The sequence below is a fragment of the Metapseudomonas boanensis genome, assembly GCF_018704125.1.
GTDB lineage: Bacteria > Pseudomonadota > Gammaproteobacteria > Pseudomonadales > Pseudomonadaceae > Metapseudomonas > Metapseudomonas boanensis.
In genome coordinates this window covers 178,182-194,104 of sequence record NZ_JAGTIS010000002.1, presented here as the reverse complement: position 1 = coordinate 194,104, position 15,923 = coordinate 178,182, and the positions used below count along the sequence as shown (strand labels likewise).

The 15,923-nt window shown below is 64.3% G+C and carries 13 protein-coding genes; 4 read left to right on the top strand and 9 right to left on the bottom strand.

Annotated features, from left to right (window positions below):
* Positions 1 to 53: 53 nt before the first annotated feature.
* The 7 genes from prmA to J7302_RS04960 form a co-directional block, all read right to left on the bottom strand.
* Positions 54 to 932, bottom strand: coding sequence for a 50S ribosomal protein L11 methyltransferase (gene prmA, locus J7302_RS04990; protein ID WP_215371343.1), 879 nt, complete (start codon positions 930 to 932; stop codon positions 54 to 56).
* 130 nt (positions 933 to 1,062) lie between these two features.
* Entirely contained in the window at positions 1,063 to 2,412 is a 1,350-nt protein-coding gene (accC, locus tag J7302_RS04985) for an acetyl-CoA carboxylase biotin carboxylase subunit (protein WP_215371341.1), read from the bottom strand.
* A gap of 17 nt (positions 2,413 to 2,429) precedes the next feature.
* On the bottom strand, positions 2,430 to 2,891 hold the full coding sequence (accB, locus tag J7302_RS04980) for an acetyl-CoA carboxylase biotin carboxyl carrier protein (protein ID WP_215371339.1): 462 nt from the start codon (positions 2,889 to 2,891) through the stop codon (positions 2,430 to 2,432).
* A gap of 25 nt (positions 2,892 to 2,916) precedes the next feature.
* Positions 2,917 to 3,360, bottom strand: a complete 444-nt coding sequence (gene aroQ / locus J7302_RS04975; RefSeq protein ID WP_215371337.1) for a type II 3-dehydroquinate dehydratase — start codon at positions 3,358 to 3,360, stop codon at positions 2,917 to 2,919.
* A gap of 120 nt (positions 3,361 to 3,480) precedes the next feature.
* Positions 3,481 to 5,256 (bottom strand): protein-disulfide reductase DsbD, encoded by a 1,776-nt coding sequence (locus J7302_RS04970; RefSeq protein WP_215371335.1) that lies wholly within the window; start codon positions 5,254 to 5,256, stop codon positions 3,481 to 3,483.
* A 272-nt stretch (positions 5,257 to 5,528) separates the two neighbouring features.
* Positions 5,529 to 7,493, bottom strand: a complete 1,965-nt coding sequence (locus J7302_RS04965; RefSeq protein WP_215371333.1) for a methyl-accepting chemotaxis protein — start codon at positions 7,491 to 7,493, stop codon at positions 5,529 to 5,531.
* Between the two features lie 159 nt (positions 7,494 to 7,652).
* A complete protein-coding gene (locus tag J7302_RS04960) occupies positions 7,653 to 9,269 on the bottom strand; it encodes a diguanylate cyclase (protein ID WP_215371331.1) in 1,617 nt (538 codons plus the stop codon).
* A gap of 278 nt (positions 9,270 to 9,547) precedes the next feature.
* Here J7302_RS04960 and J7302_RS04955 point away from each other — a divergent pair, with 278 nt between their 5' ends.
* The 4 genes from J7302_RS04955 to speA all read left to right on the top strand — a co-directional run bounded on the left by J7302_RS04955 (position 9,548) and on the right by speA (position 13,929).
* Positions 9,548 to 10,618 (top strand): DUF2333 family protein, encoded by a 1,071-nt coding sequence (locus J7302_RS04955; protein ID WP_215371329.1) that lies wholly within the window; start codon positions 9,548 to 9,550, stop codon positions 10,616 to 10,618.
* The gene (locus J7302_RS04950) at positions 10,618 to 11,145 is read left to right on the top strand and encodes an NUDIX hydrolase (protein ID WP_215371327.1); all 528 of its coding nucleotides are present in this window, start codon (positions 10,618 to 10,620) and stop codon (positions 11,143 to 11,145) included. The genes J7302_RS04955 and J7302_RS04950 overlap by 1 nt, the downstream gene beginning before the upstream one ends.
* A gap of 366 nt (positions 11,146 to 11,511) precedes the next feature.
* Positions 11,512 to 11,883, top strand: a complete 372-nt coding sequence (locus J7302_RS04945) for a translation initiation factor Sui1 (protein ID WP_215371325.1) — start codon at positions 11,512 to 11,514, stop codon at positions 11,881 to 11,883.
* A 132-nt stretch (positions 11,884 to 12,015) separates the two neighbouring features.
* Positions 12,016 to 13,929, top strand: a complete 1,914-nt coding sequence (gene speA / locus J7302_RS04940; RefSeq protein WP_215371323.1) for an arginine decarboxylase — start codon at positions 12,016 to 12,018, stop codon at positions 13,927 to 13,929.
* Between the two features lie 130 nt (positions 13,930 to 14,059).
* On the opposite strand, the gene J7302_RS04935 is transcribed toward speA, so the two are convergent.
* Together J7302_RS04935 and J7302_RS04930 are read right to left on the bottom strand one after the other, a co-directional pair.
* A complete protein-coding gene (locus J7302_RS04935; protein ID WP_215371321.1) occupies positions 14,060 to 14,512 on the bottom strand; it encodes a DUF2214 family protein in 453 nt (150 codons plus the stop codon).
* Between the two features lie 51 nt (positions 14,513 to 14,563).
* Positions 14,564 to 15,910 carry an MATE family efflux transporter gene (locus tag J7302_RS04930; RefSeq protein ID WP_215371319.1) on the bottom strand — a complete coding sequence of 449 codons (1,347 nt, stop codon included), beginning with the start codon at positions 15,908 to 15,910 and terminating at the stop codon, positions 14,564 to 14,566.
* Between the last annotated feature and the right edge of the window lie 13 nt (positions 15,911 to 15,923).

Here is a 15,923-nt window from a genome sequence, read left to right as displayed (position 1 = left end):
TGGAAACGAAGGGTTATTTTACTCAATCCGGCACTGTTCTGGCTCTGTTCTCGCTAGCGGCGTACGCCGCTGATACGCACCCAACCTTCCTTCTCCGCCGTCGGGTCGAGTTCGAAGGCATCGGCATAGGCTGCGCGGACTTCCTCGGCCTGCTCGGCGAGGATGCCGGACAATGCCAGGTGGCCGCCAGGCGCCACCAGGGCGGTGATCTGCGGTGCGAGGGAGACCAGCGGGCCGGCGAGGATATTGGCAACCACCACTTCGGCGGGCTTGGCCGGCAGGTCTGCAGGCAGGTAGACCGGGAAGCGGGTGGGTTCGATGCCATTGCGCAAGGCGTTGTCGCGGGAGGCTTCCAGGGCCTGTGGATCGATGTCGGTGCCCACGGCTTCGCGAGCGCCCAGCAGCAGCGCAGCGATGGCGAGGATGCCCGAGCCGCAGCCGAAGTCCAGGACGTCGCGGCCGGCCAGGTCTTGGCCATCCAGCCATTCCAGGCAGAGTGCGGTGGTCGGATGGGTGCCGGTGCCGAACGCCAGGCCCGGGTCCAGCAGCAGGTTTACCGCATCCGGCTCCGGGGCGTCGTACCAACTGGGGACAATCCACAGGCGACGGCCGAAGCGCATCGGTTTGAAGTTGTCCATCCAGCTGCGTTCCCAGTCCTGGTCCTCGATTCGCTCGATCTGGTGCTCTGGCAGCGCGGCGCCAGTGAGCAGCTCCAGGTGCGCGACCAGGCTCGCTTCGTCGGTGTCGGCCTCGAACAGCGCCAGCAGGTGGGTATGCGTCCACAGGGGCGTTGTGCCGAGGTCGGGTTCGAATATCGGCTGGTCCTCGGCGTCCATGAAGGTTACGGAAACCGCGCCAACTTCCAGGAGGGCATCTTCATAGGTTTCCGCCTGTTCCGGGGTGATGGCGAGACGGACTTGTAACCAGGGCATGGCGGGAACCTCTTGATCGATTCGTAATGGCGCTTCCGGCAGGCGCGCAAGCTTACTTGAGGCCACGCCGGAAAAACACAAGGGCCGCCATATGGCAGCCCCTGTGTGGTGGAGTCAGCCCTGAAGGGTATCAGTGCTTATCCATGCCGAGTTTCTTCTCCAGGTAGTGGATGTTCACACCACCTTTGCAGAAACCCTTGTCGCGAGTGAGGTCGCGGTGCAGTGGGATGTTGGTCTTGATCCCGTCGACCACGATCTCGTCGAGGGCGTTGCGCATGCGCGCCAAAGCCTCGTCGCGGCTGTTGCCGTAGGTGATCAGCTTGCCGATCAGCGAGTCGTAGTTCGGCGGAACCGTATAGCCGCTGTACAGGTGCGAATCGACGCGGACGCCGTTACCGCCTGGTGCGTGGAAGTAGGTCACCTTGCCCGGGCAGGGCATGAAGTTGTCCGGGTCTTCAGCGTTGATACGGCATTCCAGTGCGTGACCGCGGATGACCACGTCGTCCTGCTTGATCGACAGCTTGTTGCCAGCGGCGATGCTGAGCATCTCCTTGACGATGTCGATACCAGTGACCATCTCGGTGACAGGGTGTTCGACCTGCACGCGGGTGTTCATCTCGATGAAGTAGAAGCGACCGTTCTCGTAGAGGAATTCGAAGGTGCCGGCGCCACGGTAGCCGATCTCGATGCAGGCCTGGACGCAGCGGTCCAGCACTTCGGCACGGGCCTTCTCGTCGATGCCCGGGGCGGGTGCTTCTTCCAGGACCTTCTGGTGACGGCGCTGCAGGGAGCAGTCGCGGTCGCCGAGGTGGATGGCATTGCCCTGGCCGTCGGAGAGTACCTGCACTTCCACGTGGCGCGGGTTGGTGAGGAACTTCTCCAGGTAGACCATGGAGTTGCCGAAAGCGGCACCCGCTTCGGTACGGGTCAGCTTGGCCGACTTGATCAGCTCTTCTTCCTCGAAGACCACGCGCATGCCGCGACCACCACCGCCACCGGCGGCCTTGATGATCACCGGGTAGCCCACTTCGCGGGCGATGGCCAGTGCGGTTTCCTCGTCCTCCGGCAGCGGGCCGTCGGAGCCCGGCACGGTCGGTACGCCGGAACGCTTCATGGCGTCCTTGGCGGACACCTTGTCGCCCATCAGGCGAATGGTGTCGGCTTTCGGGCCGATGAAGGCGAAGCCGGATTTCTCCACCTGTTCGGCGAAGTCGGCGTTTTCGGCGAGGAAGCCGTAGCCCGGGTGGATCGCGGTAGCGCCGGTGAGTTCGGCGGCGCTGATGATCGCCGGGATGCTCAGGTAGGACTGGGCTGCCGAGGCCGGGCCGATGCAGACGGTCTCGTCGGCCAGCGACAGGTGCATCAGCTCACGGTCGGCTGTGGAATGCACTGCCACCGTCTTGATGCCCAGCTCCTTGCAGGCGCGCAGGATGCGCAGGGCAATCTCGCCACGGTTGGCGATCAGGACTTTTTCCAACATCGCAGGCTCTCCGCGGTTCAGACGATGGTGAACAGCGGCTGGTCGTACTCAACCGGCTGACCGTTTTCCACCAGGATGGATTCGATCACGCCGCTGGCCTCGGCCTCGATGTGGTTCATCATCTTCATGGCTTCGACGATGCAGAGGATGTCGCCTTTCTTCACGCTCTGGCCAACTTCAACGAAGGCGGCGGTAGTCGGGGACGGCGAGCGGTAGAAAGTGCCGACCATCGGCGAGCGTACGACGTTGCCATTCAGCTTGGGCGCGGCCGGGGCAGCGGCTTCAGCGGCGGCCGGGGCTGCGGCGGCAACCGGGGCGGCGGCCGGAGCAGGTGCGGCGGCGTAGATCGGCTGGTGAGCGAAGGCCTGCTTGCTGTGACGGCTGATGCGCACGGACTCTTCGCCCTCGCGGATCTCCAGTTCGTCGATACCGGACTCTTCCAGCAGCTCAATCAGTTTTTTGACTTTACGGATATCCATTAATCATCAACTCCCAGGGGTGAGGTCAGGGGCGTTCAAGTTGTTCAAGCGCCGCGTCCAGGGCCAGGCGGTAGCCGGTGGCACCCAGACCGCAGATCACTCCCACCGCAACGTCGGAGAAGTAGGAGTGATGGCGAAAAGGTTCTCTCTTGTGCACGTTGGACAGGTGCACTTCGATGAATGGGATGCTCACTGCGAGCAGCGCGTCACGTAGGGCGACACTTGTATGCGTGAAAGCAGCAGGATTGATGATGATGAAGTCCACTCCCTCGCTGCGCGCGGCGTGGATTCGATCGATCAATTCGTACTCGGCGTTGCTCTGCAGGTACTGAAGGTGATGGCCGGCCTCACGCGCACGGCGCTCGAGATCCTGGTTGATCTCGGCCAGGGTGGTGGCGCCGTAGGTGCCGGGCTCGCGAGTACCCAGCAGGTTGAGGTTGGGGCCGTGCAGCACGAGGAGAGTGGCCATGCGATGTCTTCCTTATTTGAGGCCGGGCGAAACTATGCCGGAGAGCCGGTGGGCTGTCCAGATGTCAACAATAGTCGACAAGATGCCCGGTGTTTGCGGCAAATATGTGACGTCATGACCTCAGCGTGATGCATTTACCCGTTGCAGACGGGTGGTGAAGGTCGCGGCATCGACTTCCCCTACGACACGCGCTTCGACCAATTCGTCACCCCGTGCATCGAAGAACAGGATGGCGGGCGGGCCGAACAGCTTGTAGCGATCGAGCAGGGCACGCTGCTCGGCGTTGCTTTCAGTCATGTCGAAACGGATCAGTCTATGGCCAGTCAGCAGGGCGGTGACCTCCGGCGCCGTCAGGACTTCTCGCTCGATCACCTTGCAACTAATGCACCAGTCGGCGTACCAGTCGAGCAGCACTGGCTGGCCAGCATTGCGGGCGTCCAGCAGGGCGGCCTCCAGCTGCAGGGGCGTCGTGACGGTCTGCCAGCGATTGGCTATTGGCGCACTGGACTGCGTGCCGATCATCGCAGGACGGCCCAGCGGTCTGAGTGGGTCGGATTCGCCGCGCAGGGCGCCGGTCCAGGCGGCGACGGCATACACCAGCAGAACCAGCCCGGCCAGTTGTGCGAGGCGTCCACTTGGAGCCTTGACGGTGAACTCCAGCGCGCCGAGGAACAAGGCCACGCCACCCGCCAGCAGGCCCCACAGGGCCAGAGCCAAAGGTCCCGGCAGGACCCGTTCTAGCATCCAGGCGGCCACGGCCAGCAACAGGACGCCGAAGGCGTTGCGGACGGCCACCATCCAGGGGCCGGCTTTCGGCAGCAGCGCTCCGCCACCGGTGGCGAAGAGCACCAGTGGTGCCCCCATGCCCAATCCCAGGGCGAACAGCTTGAGGCCGCCGCCCAAGGCATCGCCGCTCGCACTGATATAGAGCAGGGCGCCCGCCAGTGGTGCGGAGACGCATGGCGATACCAAAAGGCTGGAAATCACGCCCAGCAGCGCAGCGCTCCAGATCGAGCCGCCCTTGGTGCTGCCGGCCAGGGTGCCTAATGGTCCGCTGATGGCATGTGGCAGACGCAACTCGAAGAGGCCGAACATCGCCAGGGCGAATGCGGTGAAGAACGCGGCGAAGGGAACCAGCACCCAGGGTGACTGCAGGCGAGCCTGGAGGTTGAGTTCGGCCCCGAAGAGGCCCATCAGCGCGCCGAGCACCGCAAAGCAGGCGGCCATCGGCAAGACGTAGGCCAGCGAGAGCACGAGGCCTCGGCTGCCACCCGTCTGGCCGCGCAGCACCACGCCGGAGAGGATCGGCAGCATCGGCAATACGCAGGGGGTGAAGGTCAGGCCGAGGCCGGCCAGGAAGAACAGGGCCAGTTCGTGCCAGCTCCAGGCATTCGAGCCCGAGCCGCCTGCTGTATCGGAACTGTCGCTGGGCAGGCCGCCGCCGACCTTGATGATTTCGGTTTCCGGCGGGTAGCACAGGCCTTTGTCGGCGCAGCCCTGATAGGTGACCTTCAGATCAAATGGTTTCGGCTGCGGCTGGTTGAGCGGCAGGTCGACGTCGAGCACGCCGTAGTAGACCTCGACGTCGCCGAAGTATTCGTCGGTCTTGTGCGTACCAGGCGGCAGCGTGGGCTGGCCCAGACCGATGTCGGACGGCTCGCTGCGGAACTGGAAGCGGTGGCGGTAGAGGTAATAGCCCTCGGCATTGGTGAATCGCAACTTCACCGAACTGGGCGTGCTTTCCACCAGGCTCAGGCGGAAGGCTTCGCGCACGGGCAGGAAGTCGGCACTGTTGTTCAGCGGGGCGCCCAGGGTCGAGTCGGGGCGTTTGTCCAGCAACCCTGCGGCAGCGGGCAGGGCCACCAGCAGCAGGATCAGGCTCAGCAGACGGCGCATGGAGGTCTCTTGATCAGAAAACGTTCGCATCATAGCGGACCTTGGACCTTTCCTGCAGGTTCTAGGCTGTAAGATGTTTTGTCCTCAAGGCGTAAGGTTGTTCTGTAGGAGCGAGCTTGCAAAGCCCAGCCGCGCATTGCCGCGCATTCGCCAGCAAGCTGGCTCCTACAAGATTACCGCCCCCCTGTAGGAGCGAGCTTGCTCGCGAAGCGTTGTGCTCAGCTCGCCAGCAAGCTGGCTTCTACAGGGGTACAAAGTGCGATTGATCGTCTTCAGAGGCGGAACGCCTGTACCGCCGTATGCAGCTGGCCACCCAGCTTTTGCAGGTGCTCGCCCTGGCTGCGGCTCTCACCAATGCGTTCCAGGTTATCACCGCCGAGTTGGTGGATCTGCTCGCTGTAGTCGCGTATTTCGCTGACCGCTCCGCTTTGTTGGGCGGTGGCGTCGGCGATGCGTTCGGCCATGCTGGCGATGGTGCGGATCGAGGTCACTACCTCCACCAGCGCGCCATCGGCAGCAGCAGCCTGCTCGGCGCTGGCTTCGGCGTGTTCGACCTGGACGCGCATGGCGTCCACAGACTGGCGGGCGGCCTGTTGCAGGCGCGCGATCAACTGCTGGATTTCTGCGGTGGCGCCGCTGGTACGTAGCGCCAGGGAGCGGACTTCCTCGGCTACCACGGCAAAGCCCCGACCCATTTCGCCGGCTCGGGCGGCTTCGATGGCGGCATTCAGCGCCAGCAGGTTGGTCTGTTCGGCGATGCCACGGATCACTGTCAGCACCTTGTCGATGGTCTCGGTTTCCTGCGCCAGGTTTTCTACTGCCTGGGCGTTGTTCTGCACTTCGCCCACCAGTTGGCGCAGCCCGGCCAGGCTCTGGTCGATCACGCTCTGGCCCTGAAGGATGGCGCGGCCGGCATCGCGGGTGGCGTCGGCGGCGTGGCTGGCGTCGCCAGCGACTTGCTGGATGGTTGTCTCCAGTTCGCCGAGGGCATCGCGGATCTGCGCGGTGCCGCCGGCCTGGCGTTCGGCGCCGGCATGCAAGCCGTTGCTCAATTCGGCCAGGACGTTGCTGCTGCCCGCGACCTGTTCGGCGTGTTGGCGGATGGTGCCGACCAGTTCGCCGAGGTAGGCGCGCAGGCGGTTAAGAGATTCCTCGATGCGGCGCAGATCGGCCGTACGCGAGTCGAGCTGGATCGGGCGGCTGAAGTCGCCGGCGGCCCAGGCCGTGAGGGCGCCTACGAGGCGGCCGAGCAGGTGGGTCAGACGACGTTGGATGCGGTCGATGCACAGGGCGATGAGCAGGATCAGGCCGATCATCAGGCCTTGCATCACGCGGACTTCGGCCTGGATGCGGCCATGTTCGGCGCGCACCTGCGGCTCCAGTTCCGCCAGCGCCCGCTGCAAGGCATCGACGCGGGCGGAGGTACTGGTGGCGAGCGCTGCGCGTCGCTGGATCAGATCGCGGGTGCGCGCCAGTTCGGCTGGGTAGCGTTTGAGCAGGCTTGCGAATTCGCGCTTGAGGGCAATGCCGCGGTCTTCTGCCTGACCGGCATCGCTGCCGCTGTTCAGCCCCATCAGGGCGGCAAAATCGTCGGAGGCCGAACTGGTGCTGTCGGTTACGCCGAGCAGCGGCAATTGCTCCAGCTGCCCGTGCAGGCGTTCCAGGGCGGCCAGTTCGCGCTCGACATCGGCGGCCAGCTCGTCGCGGCCGCTGGTCACCAGCTTGTCGCGTGCCTGGCTGAGGCGGCTGAGGTGCTGGGCGGCACGGAACAGCAGCGGGCGATATTCGGATGCGGAGGTGTTGCTGGCACTATCGGTGTACTGGGCGAGTCGGTCGAGGGAGCCGGCGATTTCTCGCTCCGCCTGAATCAGCAGTCCCTGCGGGTCGCCTGCCAACTTGCCGGCCGCGAGCAGTTCGTCGCGGGTGAATTCGCGCAATTCGTTGAGGCTGGGTCGAAGCGAGTCGCTGAACCCGCTCGGCAGATTGCCGAGGCTCTGCTCCAGACTGTCGATACCCTGGCTGGCACTGCTGTGGCGCAAGGCATCGCCGCTGGAGAGGTAGGCCTGGATGTTGTCCGCCACTTCGCCACGAAAGCGCTGAGCCAGGTCGAGGTACTGCTCCATCAACTGGTAAGGGCGCTCAAGGGCACGCTGCGACCACCACAGGGTGGCGCCGAGGGCGAGACACACCGTGACCAGCAGCAGGGTGATGAGATTGGTGAGCAACTTCAGGCGCATCCTGGACTCGACAAGCAACTGAGGGATGGCCAAATGATATTGCTGTTTAATGACAGTCCTGTGACGCGCTACCTGGGCTGGCGCTGCAGAAACCAGTGCCATCTCCCGTGATAGGAAGAGTGGAGGCGCTTGATTGATGGGGCAGGCGGCCCTTCTTCATCAGTCCTGATGGAGGGCTATGCGATTGCGGCCACTATGCTTGGCCCGGTACAGCGCTTCGTCCGCCAGTTTCGACAGGTTGCTGATGTCGGTGTCTTCGCGCAGTTCGGCGATCCCGCAGCTGAAGGTGCAAGAGAGATCAATGGGTTGTGCCGGGTAGCGGATTTCAGCGAAGCGCCGGCGGATATCCTCCAGCACCCGGTGCGCCGCTGCAAGGTCGGTATCCGGCAGGATCACGGCGAACTCTTCTCCGCCGTAGCGGCCGATGTGGTCGGTCTTGCGCAGCCTCTGCTTGAGAAACAGTGCCAGGCTCTTGATCACCCGGTCGCCCACGGGGTGGCCAAAGGTGTCGTTGACCCTCTTGAAATGGTCGATGTCGAGCATGGCGAAGCTGAGCGGCTTGCCGTCGCGGCGTGCGCGGGAGGCGGCGTCTTCCAGCAACTGCAGCGTGTGGGTGTGGTTGAACAGCCCGGTGAGGCTGTCGCGGACCATGCGGGCTTTCAGGCTCCGCGCACGGGCGGCGCGGTTGCGCACCGTGGCGACCAGGTGGCGCGGCTTGATCGGCTTGGTGAGGAAGTCATCGCCGGCTTCGCTCATGGCGCCGAGTTGCTTGTCCAGGTCGTCCTCGGCCGACAGGTAAATGATCGGCACGCTGACGTAGCGCTCATGCTGGCGGATCACCTTGGCCAGCTCAGGCCCCTGGCAGTCCGGCATGTACATGTCGAGGATGATCAGGTCCGGCTGGAATTCGGCCAGCTCAGCCAAGGCCCGTACCGGTTCGGTGATCGCCCGGGTGACGATGCCCGAGGCGTTCAGCAGCATCTCGGTGTGGATCGCCTGGGCCCGGGAGTCGTCGACGACCAGCACCTTGTACGGTTCGTAATGGGCAGTGCGGGTGAGGGCTTCGAGCTTTTCCAGCAGGATCGAGGCGTCCAGTGTACCGGTGAAGAACTCTTGGCCGCCGGCACGTACGGCCGCCAGACGCGCCGAAGCGTCGGTTTCCTTCTCACAGAAAAAGATGATCGGCAGTTTCTGCCCCAGGCCCTGCTGTGCTTCCCGCGCCAAGGTCAGCCCGGTGCCGGGGCCGGCGAAATCCACTTCCAGGACGATCGCGGCCGGATGGCGTTCGGACATGGCTGAGCGAAAGGCGTTGGCGCTGTCGCAGAGCTGCGCGCTGAGGCCAAAGAATTCCAGCTGCTGGATCAGGCGTTCCGCGCGTTCCCGGTCCTGGAGCGCCAGGTAGATGGGTTTGCGCAGCGGAGGAAGGAAGGTCTGCTCGAAATGGTCGCCCTGCCGCAGGCCTGTGCGCGAAAGGCGCTGGATCAGCAGGCTGAGCTCGGTAATCAGGTCGCTGGAGAGTCGGCCCCGGTTCGCTTCGATCCGCTTGAGGCAGTTGCCGATAGCCAACGCCAGCCGGACGTGTTCGGCCTGCTCGAAGCGTTCGGCATGGCGCTGCAGGTTGAGGCTAGCCTCGGCCAGCTCGGCCATGCAGGCGCTGCTCCACTCGCTGCGCTGCAGACGTTGCCAGATCTCCAGCACATGTCGCGCCTGATGGATGACGCGCTGGGCGAAATGATGCTTGAGGCGGTCGCGGCTGGGATCGTCGTGCTCGGTCATGGCCCGGCTTCTTTTTAGGCGTCGCTTCGATAGCGATCGAATGGTGGCCTCATGCTATCACTTGAGGTCGGCGACGCCAGTGCCTGCGACGCTGAATAATTCCAATGCGACAACGCACCTCCTTGGGACTTGGCCCTGTCGCCCGACCGGCCTATGGTTTGGCTTTGAGCCACTGCGCAGCGCTCGCGCTTCCCTTATAGTGCTGCGCTCGATCACAACCTGCGCCGGCGATTGTGGTCTTATCTTTCCGTGCTGAATGATTATTGAAGGACACTGCCATGCTGGACTGGAAGAAGCGGATGGGCGAGGCGCGCGAACGCGTCGATGACTCGGTGGATGATGCTCGCAGCTACTTCGGTGGCCTGTGGGTCAGCCGCGCCCTTGGCAGCCTGCTGGGGCTTTACCTGATCGGGGCCCTGGTGGTGGGTTGGTACTGGAGCCAGGAGCCCGACCTGATCCCGGTGCAGCAGAATGCCCAGGCTGCTGCCGAGCGTGCCCAGCGCCAGATGGTCAGTGGCTACACCACGGTTGAGACCCTGAAGACCGTGGCCCAGACCCTGCTCGACAAGAGCGGCGGCTACCTCTCCAACGACCTGGCGCCGCCCGGCCTCTGGCTGGACAACATGCCGAGCTGGGAGTACGGCGTGCTGGTGCAGGTGCGTGACCTGTCCCGCGCCCTGCGCAAGGACTTCGCCCGTTCCCAGTCGCAGTCCACTGAAGACCCGGACCTGGCCAAGGCCGAGCCGCGCTTCAACTTCGACAACAAGAGCTGGGCCCTACCGGCCGCCGAGGCCGAGTACCAGGACGGCATCCGCTCGCTGGATCGCTACCTGGCCCGACTCTCCGATCCGAGCCAGCCTAATGCGCAGTTCTATACCCGCGCCGACAACCTCAACAACTGGCTGGGCGATGTTGCCACCCGCCTGGGCTCGCTGTCCCAGCGCCTGTCCGCCAGCGTTGGTCGCGTGCGCCTGAACACTGACGTCACCGGTGGCGCTCCTGTCGCCGAGGGCCAGGTGCCGGCGGTGAGCGAGGAGATCGTCGAGACGCCCTGGCTGCAGATCGACAACGTCTTCTACGAAGCGCGCGGCCAGGCCTGGGCGCTGTCGCATATCCTGCGTGCGATCGAGGTCGACTTCGCCGATGTGCTGGCGAAGAAGAACGCCACCATCAGCGTCCGCCAGATCATTCGTGAGCTGGAAGCCGCCCAAGAACCGCTGTGGAGCCCGATGGTGCTCAACGGCAGTGGCTACGGCATCCTCGCCAACCATTCGCTGGTGATGGCCAACTACATCTCCCGCGCCAACGCAGCCGTCATCGACCTGCGTCAGCTGCTGGAGCAGGGCTGATGGCGATGGATGATCGCGAGGCGGCCCACCGGGCTGCCTCCGATGCCGAGCAGGTGGCCTGGGTCGACGAGCAGGACCGCCCTCTCGGCGGCCTGCCACGTGCCGAGCTGCGCGAGCGGGGGCTGATTTCCCGTGGCACCTTCATCCTCCTGTTCAACAGCCGCGGCGAACTCTGCGTGCATCGGCGCACCCTGAGCAAGGCGCTCTATCCGGGTTACTGGGATGTTGCCGCCGGCGGCATGGTGCAGGAAGGCGAGGACTATGCCGAATCGGCTGCCCGTGAGCTGGAAGAGGAGCTCGGCATTGCCGGTGTGCCCCTGAGTGAGCATGGCCGCTTCTTCTTCGACGAACCGGGCAACCGTCTATGGGGCGCGGTGTTCTCTGCGATTTCCGACGCGCCGTTGCGGCTGCAGCCGGAGGAAGTGCTGGAAGCACGCTTCATGACGGTCGATCAGGCCCAGGTGCAGCAGCCTTGCTGCCCCGATTCGCTCAAGGCGCTGAAGCTGTACCTGGCTTCGTGCTCGTAGTGGCATCCCTATAGGAGCCAGGGGGACGCCGAGTTCTTGCTGGCGAATATGGGGGCAAGCCCTTCGCGAGCAAGCTCGCTCCTACAGTTCAAGTGCTGTTTTCATCGGACAATCACCCCCGCCAAACCCACGCCGGGCGCGGCTTTGTGCAGGATTCCCGGCGATTTCGTGCGGAATGCTGCACGGAGTCGCCATTTTGTCGATCAATGGCGCATTTTCGTACTTAGCATTTGCCGCGATTGCTGCTAAATTTCGCCGCCTTTCAACCCTGGCTTCCCGGCCAGGTTGCGCTGCCCCTGCCAGAGTGGGGCTTCGCGGTCGGCTCCTGCCGGCCAGTCGCTATCCTGACCCCTACGAGGAAAGCCGGTGGTCAAGAAAGCTTCGTCCTTTGCCGCCCTCAGCGGCCTGGTGTACTCCACAGACAGCGGCCGGCACTGCCCGGAATGCCGCCAGCCCATAGATGCCTGTATCTGCAAGCAAGCAGTTGTGCCTGCTGGCGATGGCATTGCCCGCGTACGCCGGGAAACCAAGGGCCGAGGTGGCAAGACCGTCACCAGCGTCAGCGGCGTGCCGCTGGCCGAAGACGCCCTGAAGGAGCTGGCCAGCGCACTCAAGCGTCGCTGTGGTACCGGTGGAGCATTGAAGGACGGCGTGATCGAGATCCAGGGCGACCACGTGGACCTGCTGCTCGAAGAGCTCGCCAAGCGCGGCTTCAAGGCCAAGAAATCCGGCGGCTGAGCCACGGCTTTCTAAACTGACCGCTACCAGTGCGGTCAACACTCCAACGTCATACGACCGAATTAACTTGCTCATGCCCGCCCGGCCAGATCCGGCGGGCCTGGCCCTTTTCTATCCCACAGGGGGAAACCGATGTCTGCACGACGCACGCGCAAGGACGATGGCAGCAGCTGGACCGTAGCCGACAGCCGCAGTGTCTATGGCATTCGCCACTGGGGTGCCGGCTTTTTCGGGATCAACCAGGCGGGGCGCGTCGAAGTGCGCCCGCGCGGCCCGGGCAGCGCACCGATCGACCTCTTCGAGCAGGTCGACGCCCTGCGTGAGGCCGGTCTCAGCCTGCCGCTGCTGGTGCGTTTTCCAGACATCCTGCAGGAGCGCGTGCGCCAGTTGACCGGCGCCTTCGACGCCAACATCGAGCGCCTGGAATACCAGAGCCGCTACACCGCCCTCTACCCGATCAAGGTCAACCAGCAGGAAGCGGTGGTGGAGAACATCATTGCCACCCAGAACGTCTCGATTGGCCTTGAGGCCGGCTCCAAGCCGGAGCTGCTGGCAGTGCTGGCGCTGGCACCGAAAGGCGGCACCATCGTCTGCAATGGCTACAAGGACCGCGAATTCATCCGCCTGGCGCTGATGGGCCAGAAGCTCGGCCACAACGTCTTCATCGTCATCGAGAAGGAAGCCGAGGTCGAATTCGTCATCGACGTTGCCGCCGAACTCAAAGTCGCGCCGCAGGTCGGTCTGCGCGTGCGCCTGTCGTCCCTGGCGTCGTCAAAGTGGGCCGACACCGGTGGCGAAAAATCCAAGTTCGGCCTCTCCGCCGCGCAGATCCTCTCGGTGGTCGAGCGCTTTCGCAAGGCCGGTCTGGATCAGGGTGTGCGCCTGCTGCACTTCCACATGGGCTCGCAGATCGCCAACCTGGCGGACTACCAGCACGGCTTCAAGGAAGCCATCCGCTACTACGCAGAGCTGCGCAGCCTTGGCCTGCCGGTGGATCACATCGACGTCGGCGGCGGCCTGGGCGTGGACTACGACGGCACCCACTCGCGCAACGCCAGTTCGATCAACTACGACATGGATGACTACGCTGGCGTCGTAGTGGGCATGCTCAAGGAGTTCTGCGACGCGCAGGGCCTGCCGCACCCGCACATCTTCTCCGAGAGTGGCCGGGCCATGACCGCGCACCACGCGGTGCTGGTGATGCAGGTGACCGATGTCGAGCGCCACAACGATGAAGTGCCTAAGTTCGCCAATCTTGAAGAGCAGCCAGAGATCGTCCGCTGGCTGGCCGAACTGCTGGGCCCGACGGATGCTGAAATGGTCACCGAGACCTACTGGCGCGCCACCCACTACATGAGCGATGCCGCTGCGCAGTACGCTGAAGGCAAGCTGACCCTCGCCGAGAAGGCCCTGGCCGAGCAGACCTACTTCGCCATCTGCCGCCGCCTGCACAACCAGCTCAAGGCACGTCAGCGTTCTCACCGCCAGGTGCTCGATGAGCTGAACGACAAGCTGGCAGAGAAGTACATCTGCAACTTCTCGGTGTTCCAGAGCCTGCCGGACACCTGGGCCATCGGCCAGGTGCTGCCGATACTACCGCTCCATCGCCTGGACGAAGAGCCGCTGCGCCGCGCTGTGCTGCAGGACCTGACCTGCGATTCCGACGGCAAGATCAAGCAATACGTCGACGAGCAGAGCATCGAGACCAGCCTGCCGGTCCACGAAGTGCGCGAGGGCGAGGACTACCTGCTGGGCGTGTTCCTGGTGGGCGCCTACCAGGAAATCCTTGGCGACATGCACAACCTGTTCGGCGACACCGACTCGGTGAACGTCTACCAGCGCGAAGATGGCAGCGTGTACCACGCCGGCATCGAGACCCACGACACCATCGAAGACATGCTGCGCTACGTGCATCTGTCGCCGGAGGAGCTGATGGCGCATTACCGCGACAAGGTCTCCAGCGCCAAGCTGAGCCCGCGCGAGCGCACCCAATTCGTCGATGCCCTGCGCCTGGGTCTGACGCGGTCTTCGTACCTGTCGTCCTGACGGGCGGACCTCGTTGTAGGAGCGAGCTTGCTCGCGAAGGGCCCGGCGCGGCATTCGCGAGCAAGCTCGCTCCTACGGCGGCCAATGGAATTTCGCGCTCACCCCGTTCCGCTACCCTTCCAGCCTCCAGCTAAAAGCTCCCCACCCCCCGCGCCATCAGCGCCGCCAGCAACGGCAGGACCAGCGCCAGTAGCAGTTCCAGGCGGATGGTCATGATCACCAGTTTCGCCATGCGCGCGCTGATCTCGGGTACCTGGCCGGCTTTCAGCGTGTTGCGCCAGTTGAGGAAAACGAAGGTCGGCAGGCTCGATAGCAACCCGATCAGCACGAACAGCCCGACCTTGGCGTGGAACAGGCTGTTGTTAAGGTAGTAGTCCAGCCCCTTGCCATACCAGAACACCCGCGCGAGGCCCGTGGCCAGTACAACGCCCGCGCTGATGCCGTAGAAGATGTCGACCCGCACCAGGCGGCGAGCCCGGTCCAGATCAAGAGGTTGCCGGAACAGCACGTGTTCCAGGGTAAGCAGCGAGAACAGCACGAATATCGAAAGGTAGTGCAGGTACGCGGCAATGGCTTGGGCCATGGGATCTCCTTGTGGTCGTCACGGACTGATTCTTCTCATTCTCCATCCGGGTCAGCATACCGCGCCGAACCAGGCATCACGCTTGCCCAGTCGCCAACCCATGGCGCCGAGGCTGAGGCCGCGTATCAGCATAAAGCACAGAAAGGCCAGCCACAGGCCGTGATTGCCCAAGGGCTGCAGTGCCCAGCCGACAGGCAGGCTCAGCAGTACGGCAATCAGCATGGCGTTACGCATTTCTCGGGCGCGGGTGGCGCCGATGAACAGGCCATCGAGCAGGTAGCTCCAGACGGCCACCATCGGCAGTACTGCAAGGTAGGGCAGGAAGCGGTGCGCTACGTCGCGCACCGCCGGGATATCGCTTTGCAAATCGATGAACAGCCCGCCGCCGACCATGAAGAACAGGGCAAAGCACAGGCTTGCCAGCAGTGACCAGGCCCCAGCGACCATCAGGGAACGGCGCAGGGTAAGGCGATCGCGCGCGCCGATGGCATGACCGCACAGCGCCTCCACCGCATGTGCCAGACCGTCCAGGGCGTGGGCGGTGAGCAGCAGGCCGTTGAGCAGCAGAGCATTGGCGGCCACGGTGGCATCGCCCAAGCGGGTGCCCTGCACCGTGATCAGAAAGAACACCAACTCCAGCGCCAGGGTGCGGATGAAGATGTCGCGATTCACCGCCAGCAGAGGCCGCCAATTATGCCAGCGCATCAGCCTGGTCGGGTCGAGGTGGCCGGGATGCCGGCGCAGGGCCCTGCGGGTCAGCGCCAAGCCGAGCAGGGCTCCAGACCATTCAGCGACCACCGAGGCACGCGCGGCGCCGGCCACGCCCCAGTCGAGCCCAAGCACGAACCAGAGGTCGAGCACCAGGTTGATCAGGTTGGTGGTCAAAAGGATCGCCAGTGGCGCACGGGCGTTCTGCGTACCGAGGAACCAGCCCACCAGCGCATAGCTCGCCAGCGCGGCCGGCAGACCGAACAGCCGGGTGTGGAAATACTCGCGGGCCAGCGCATCCAACTCGGCAGACGGCTGCATCAGCCCGAGCGCAAGGCCGGTGAAGGGAACCGCCAGTACACCGAGCACCAGCGCCAGGCCGAAGGCCAATAACAGCCCTTGCAGCAACACCTGGCGCAGCGCGCCGCCATCTTCCCGGCCCGCGGCCTGGGCGGCGAAGCCGGTGGAGCCCATGCGCAGGAAACCCATGGCCCAGACCAGCAGCGTATAGAGGCTGCCGCCAACTGCCGCTGCACCCAGCTGATGGGCATGCGGCAGGTGGCCGATGACCGCGCTGTCCACCAGAGCCACCAGCGGCACGGAAATGTTGGAAAGGATCATGGGGGCGGCCATCGACCACACCCTGCGATGGGTTGGCTTGTGCCGCCAGGCATCGAGGAACGAAATCATGCAAGGCTCCAGA

Excerpts from the sequence above, each read along its gene's own strand:
- J7302_RS04965 (WP_215371333.1), bottom strand. The coding sequence starts at position 7,493 with ATGCGCCTGAAGTTGCTCACCAATCTCATCACCCTGCTGCTGGTCACG.
- J7302_RS04950 (WP_215371327.1), top strand. The coding sequence starts at position 10,618 with ATGGCGATGGATGATCGCGAGGCGGCCCACCGGGCTGCCTCCGATGCC.
- J7302_RS04970 (WP_215371335.1), bottom strand. The coding sequence starts at position 5,256 with ATGCGCCGTCTGCTGAGCCTGATCCTGCTGCTGGTGGCCCTGCCCGCT.
- J7302_RS04955 (WP_215371329.1), top strand. The coding sequence starts at position 9,548 with ATGCTGGACTGGAAGAAGCGGATGGGCGAGGCGCGCGAACGCGTCGAT.
- aroQ (WP_215371337.1), bottom strand. The coding sequence starts at position 3,360 with ATGGCCACTCTCCTCGTGCTGCACGGCCCCAACCTCAACCTGCTGGGT.
- J7302_RS04930 (WP_215371319.1), bottom strand. The coding sequence starts at position 15,910 with ATGATTTCGTTCCTCGATGCCTGGCGGCACAAGCCAACCCATCGCAGG.
- accB (WP_215371339.1), bottom strand. The coding sequence starts at position 2,891 with ATGGATATCCGTAAAGTCAAAAAACTGATTGAGCTGCTGGAAGAGTCC.
- J7302_RS04935 (WP_215371321.1), bottom strand. The coding sequence starts at position 14,512 with ATGGCCCAAGCCATTGCCGCGTACCTGCACTACCTTTCGATATTCGTG.
- prmA (WP_215371343.1), bottom strand. The coding sequence starts at position 932 with ATGCCCTGGTTACAAGTCCGTCTCGCCATCACCCCGGAACAGGCGGAA.
- J7302_RS04960 (WP_215371331.1), bottom strand. The coding sequence starts at position 9,269 with ATGACCGAGCACGACGATCCCAGCCGCGACCGCCTCAAGCATCATTTC.
- accC (WP_215371341.1), bottom strand. The coding sequence starts at position 2,412 with ATGTTGGAAAAAGTCCTGATCGCCAACCGTGGCGAGATTGCCCTGCGC.
- speA (WP_215371323.1), top strand. The coding sequence starts at position 12,016 with ATGTCTGCACGACGCACGCGCAAGGACGATGGCAGCAGCTGGACCGTA.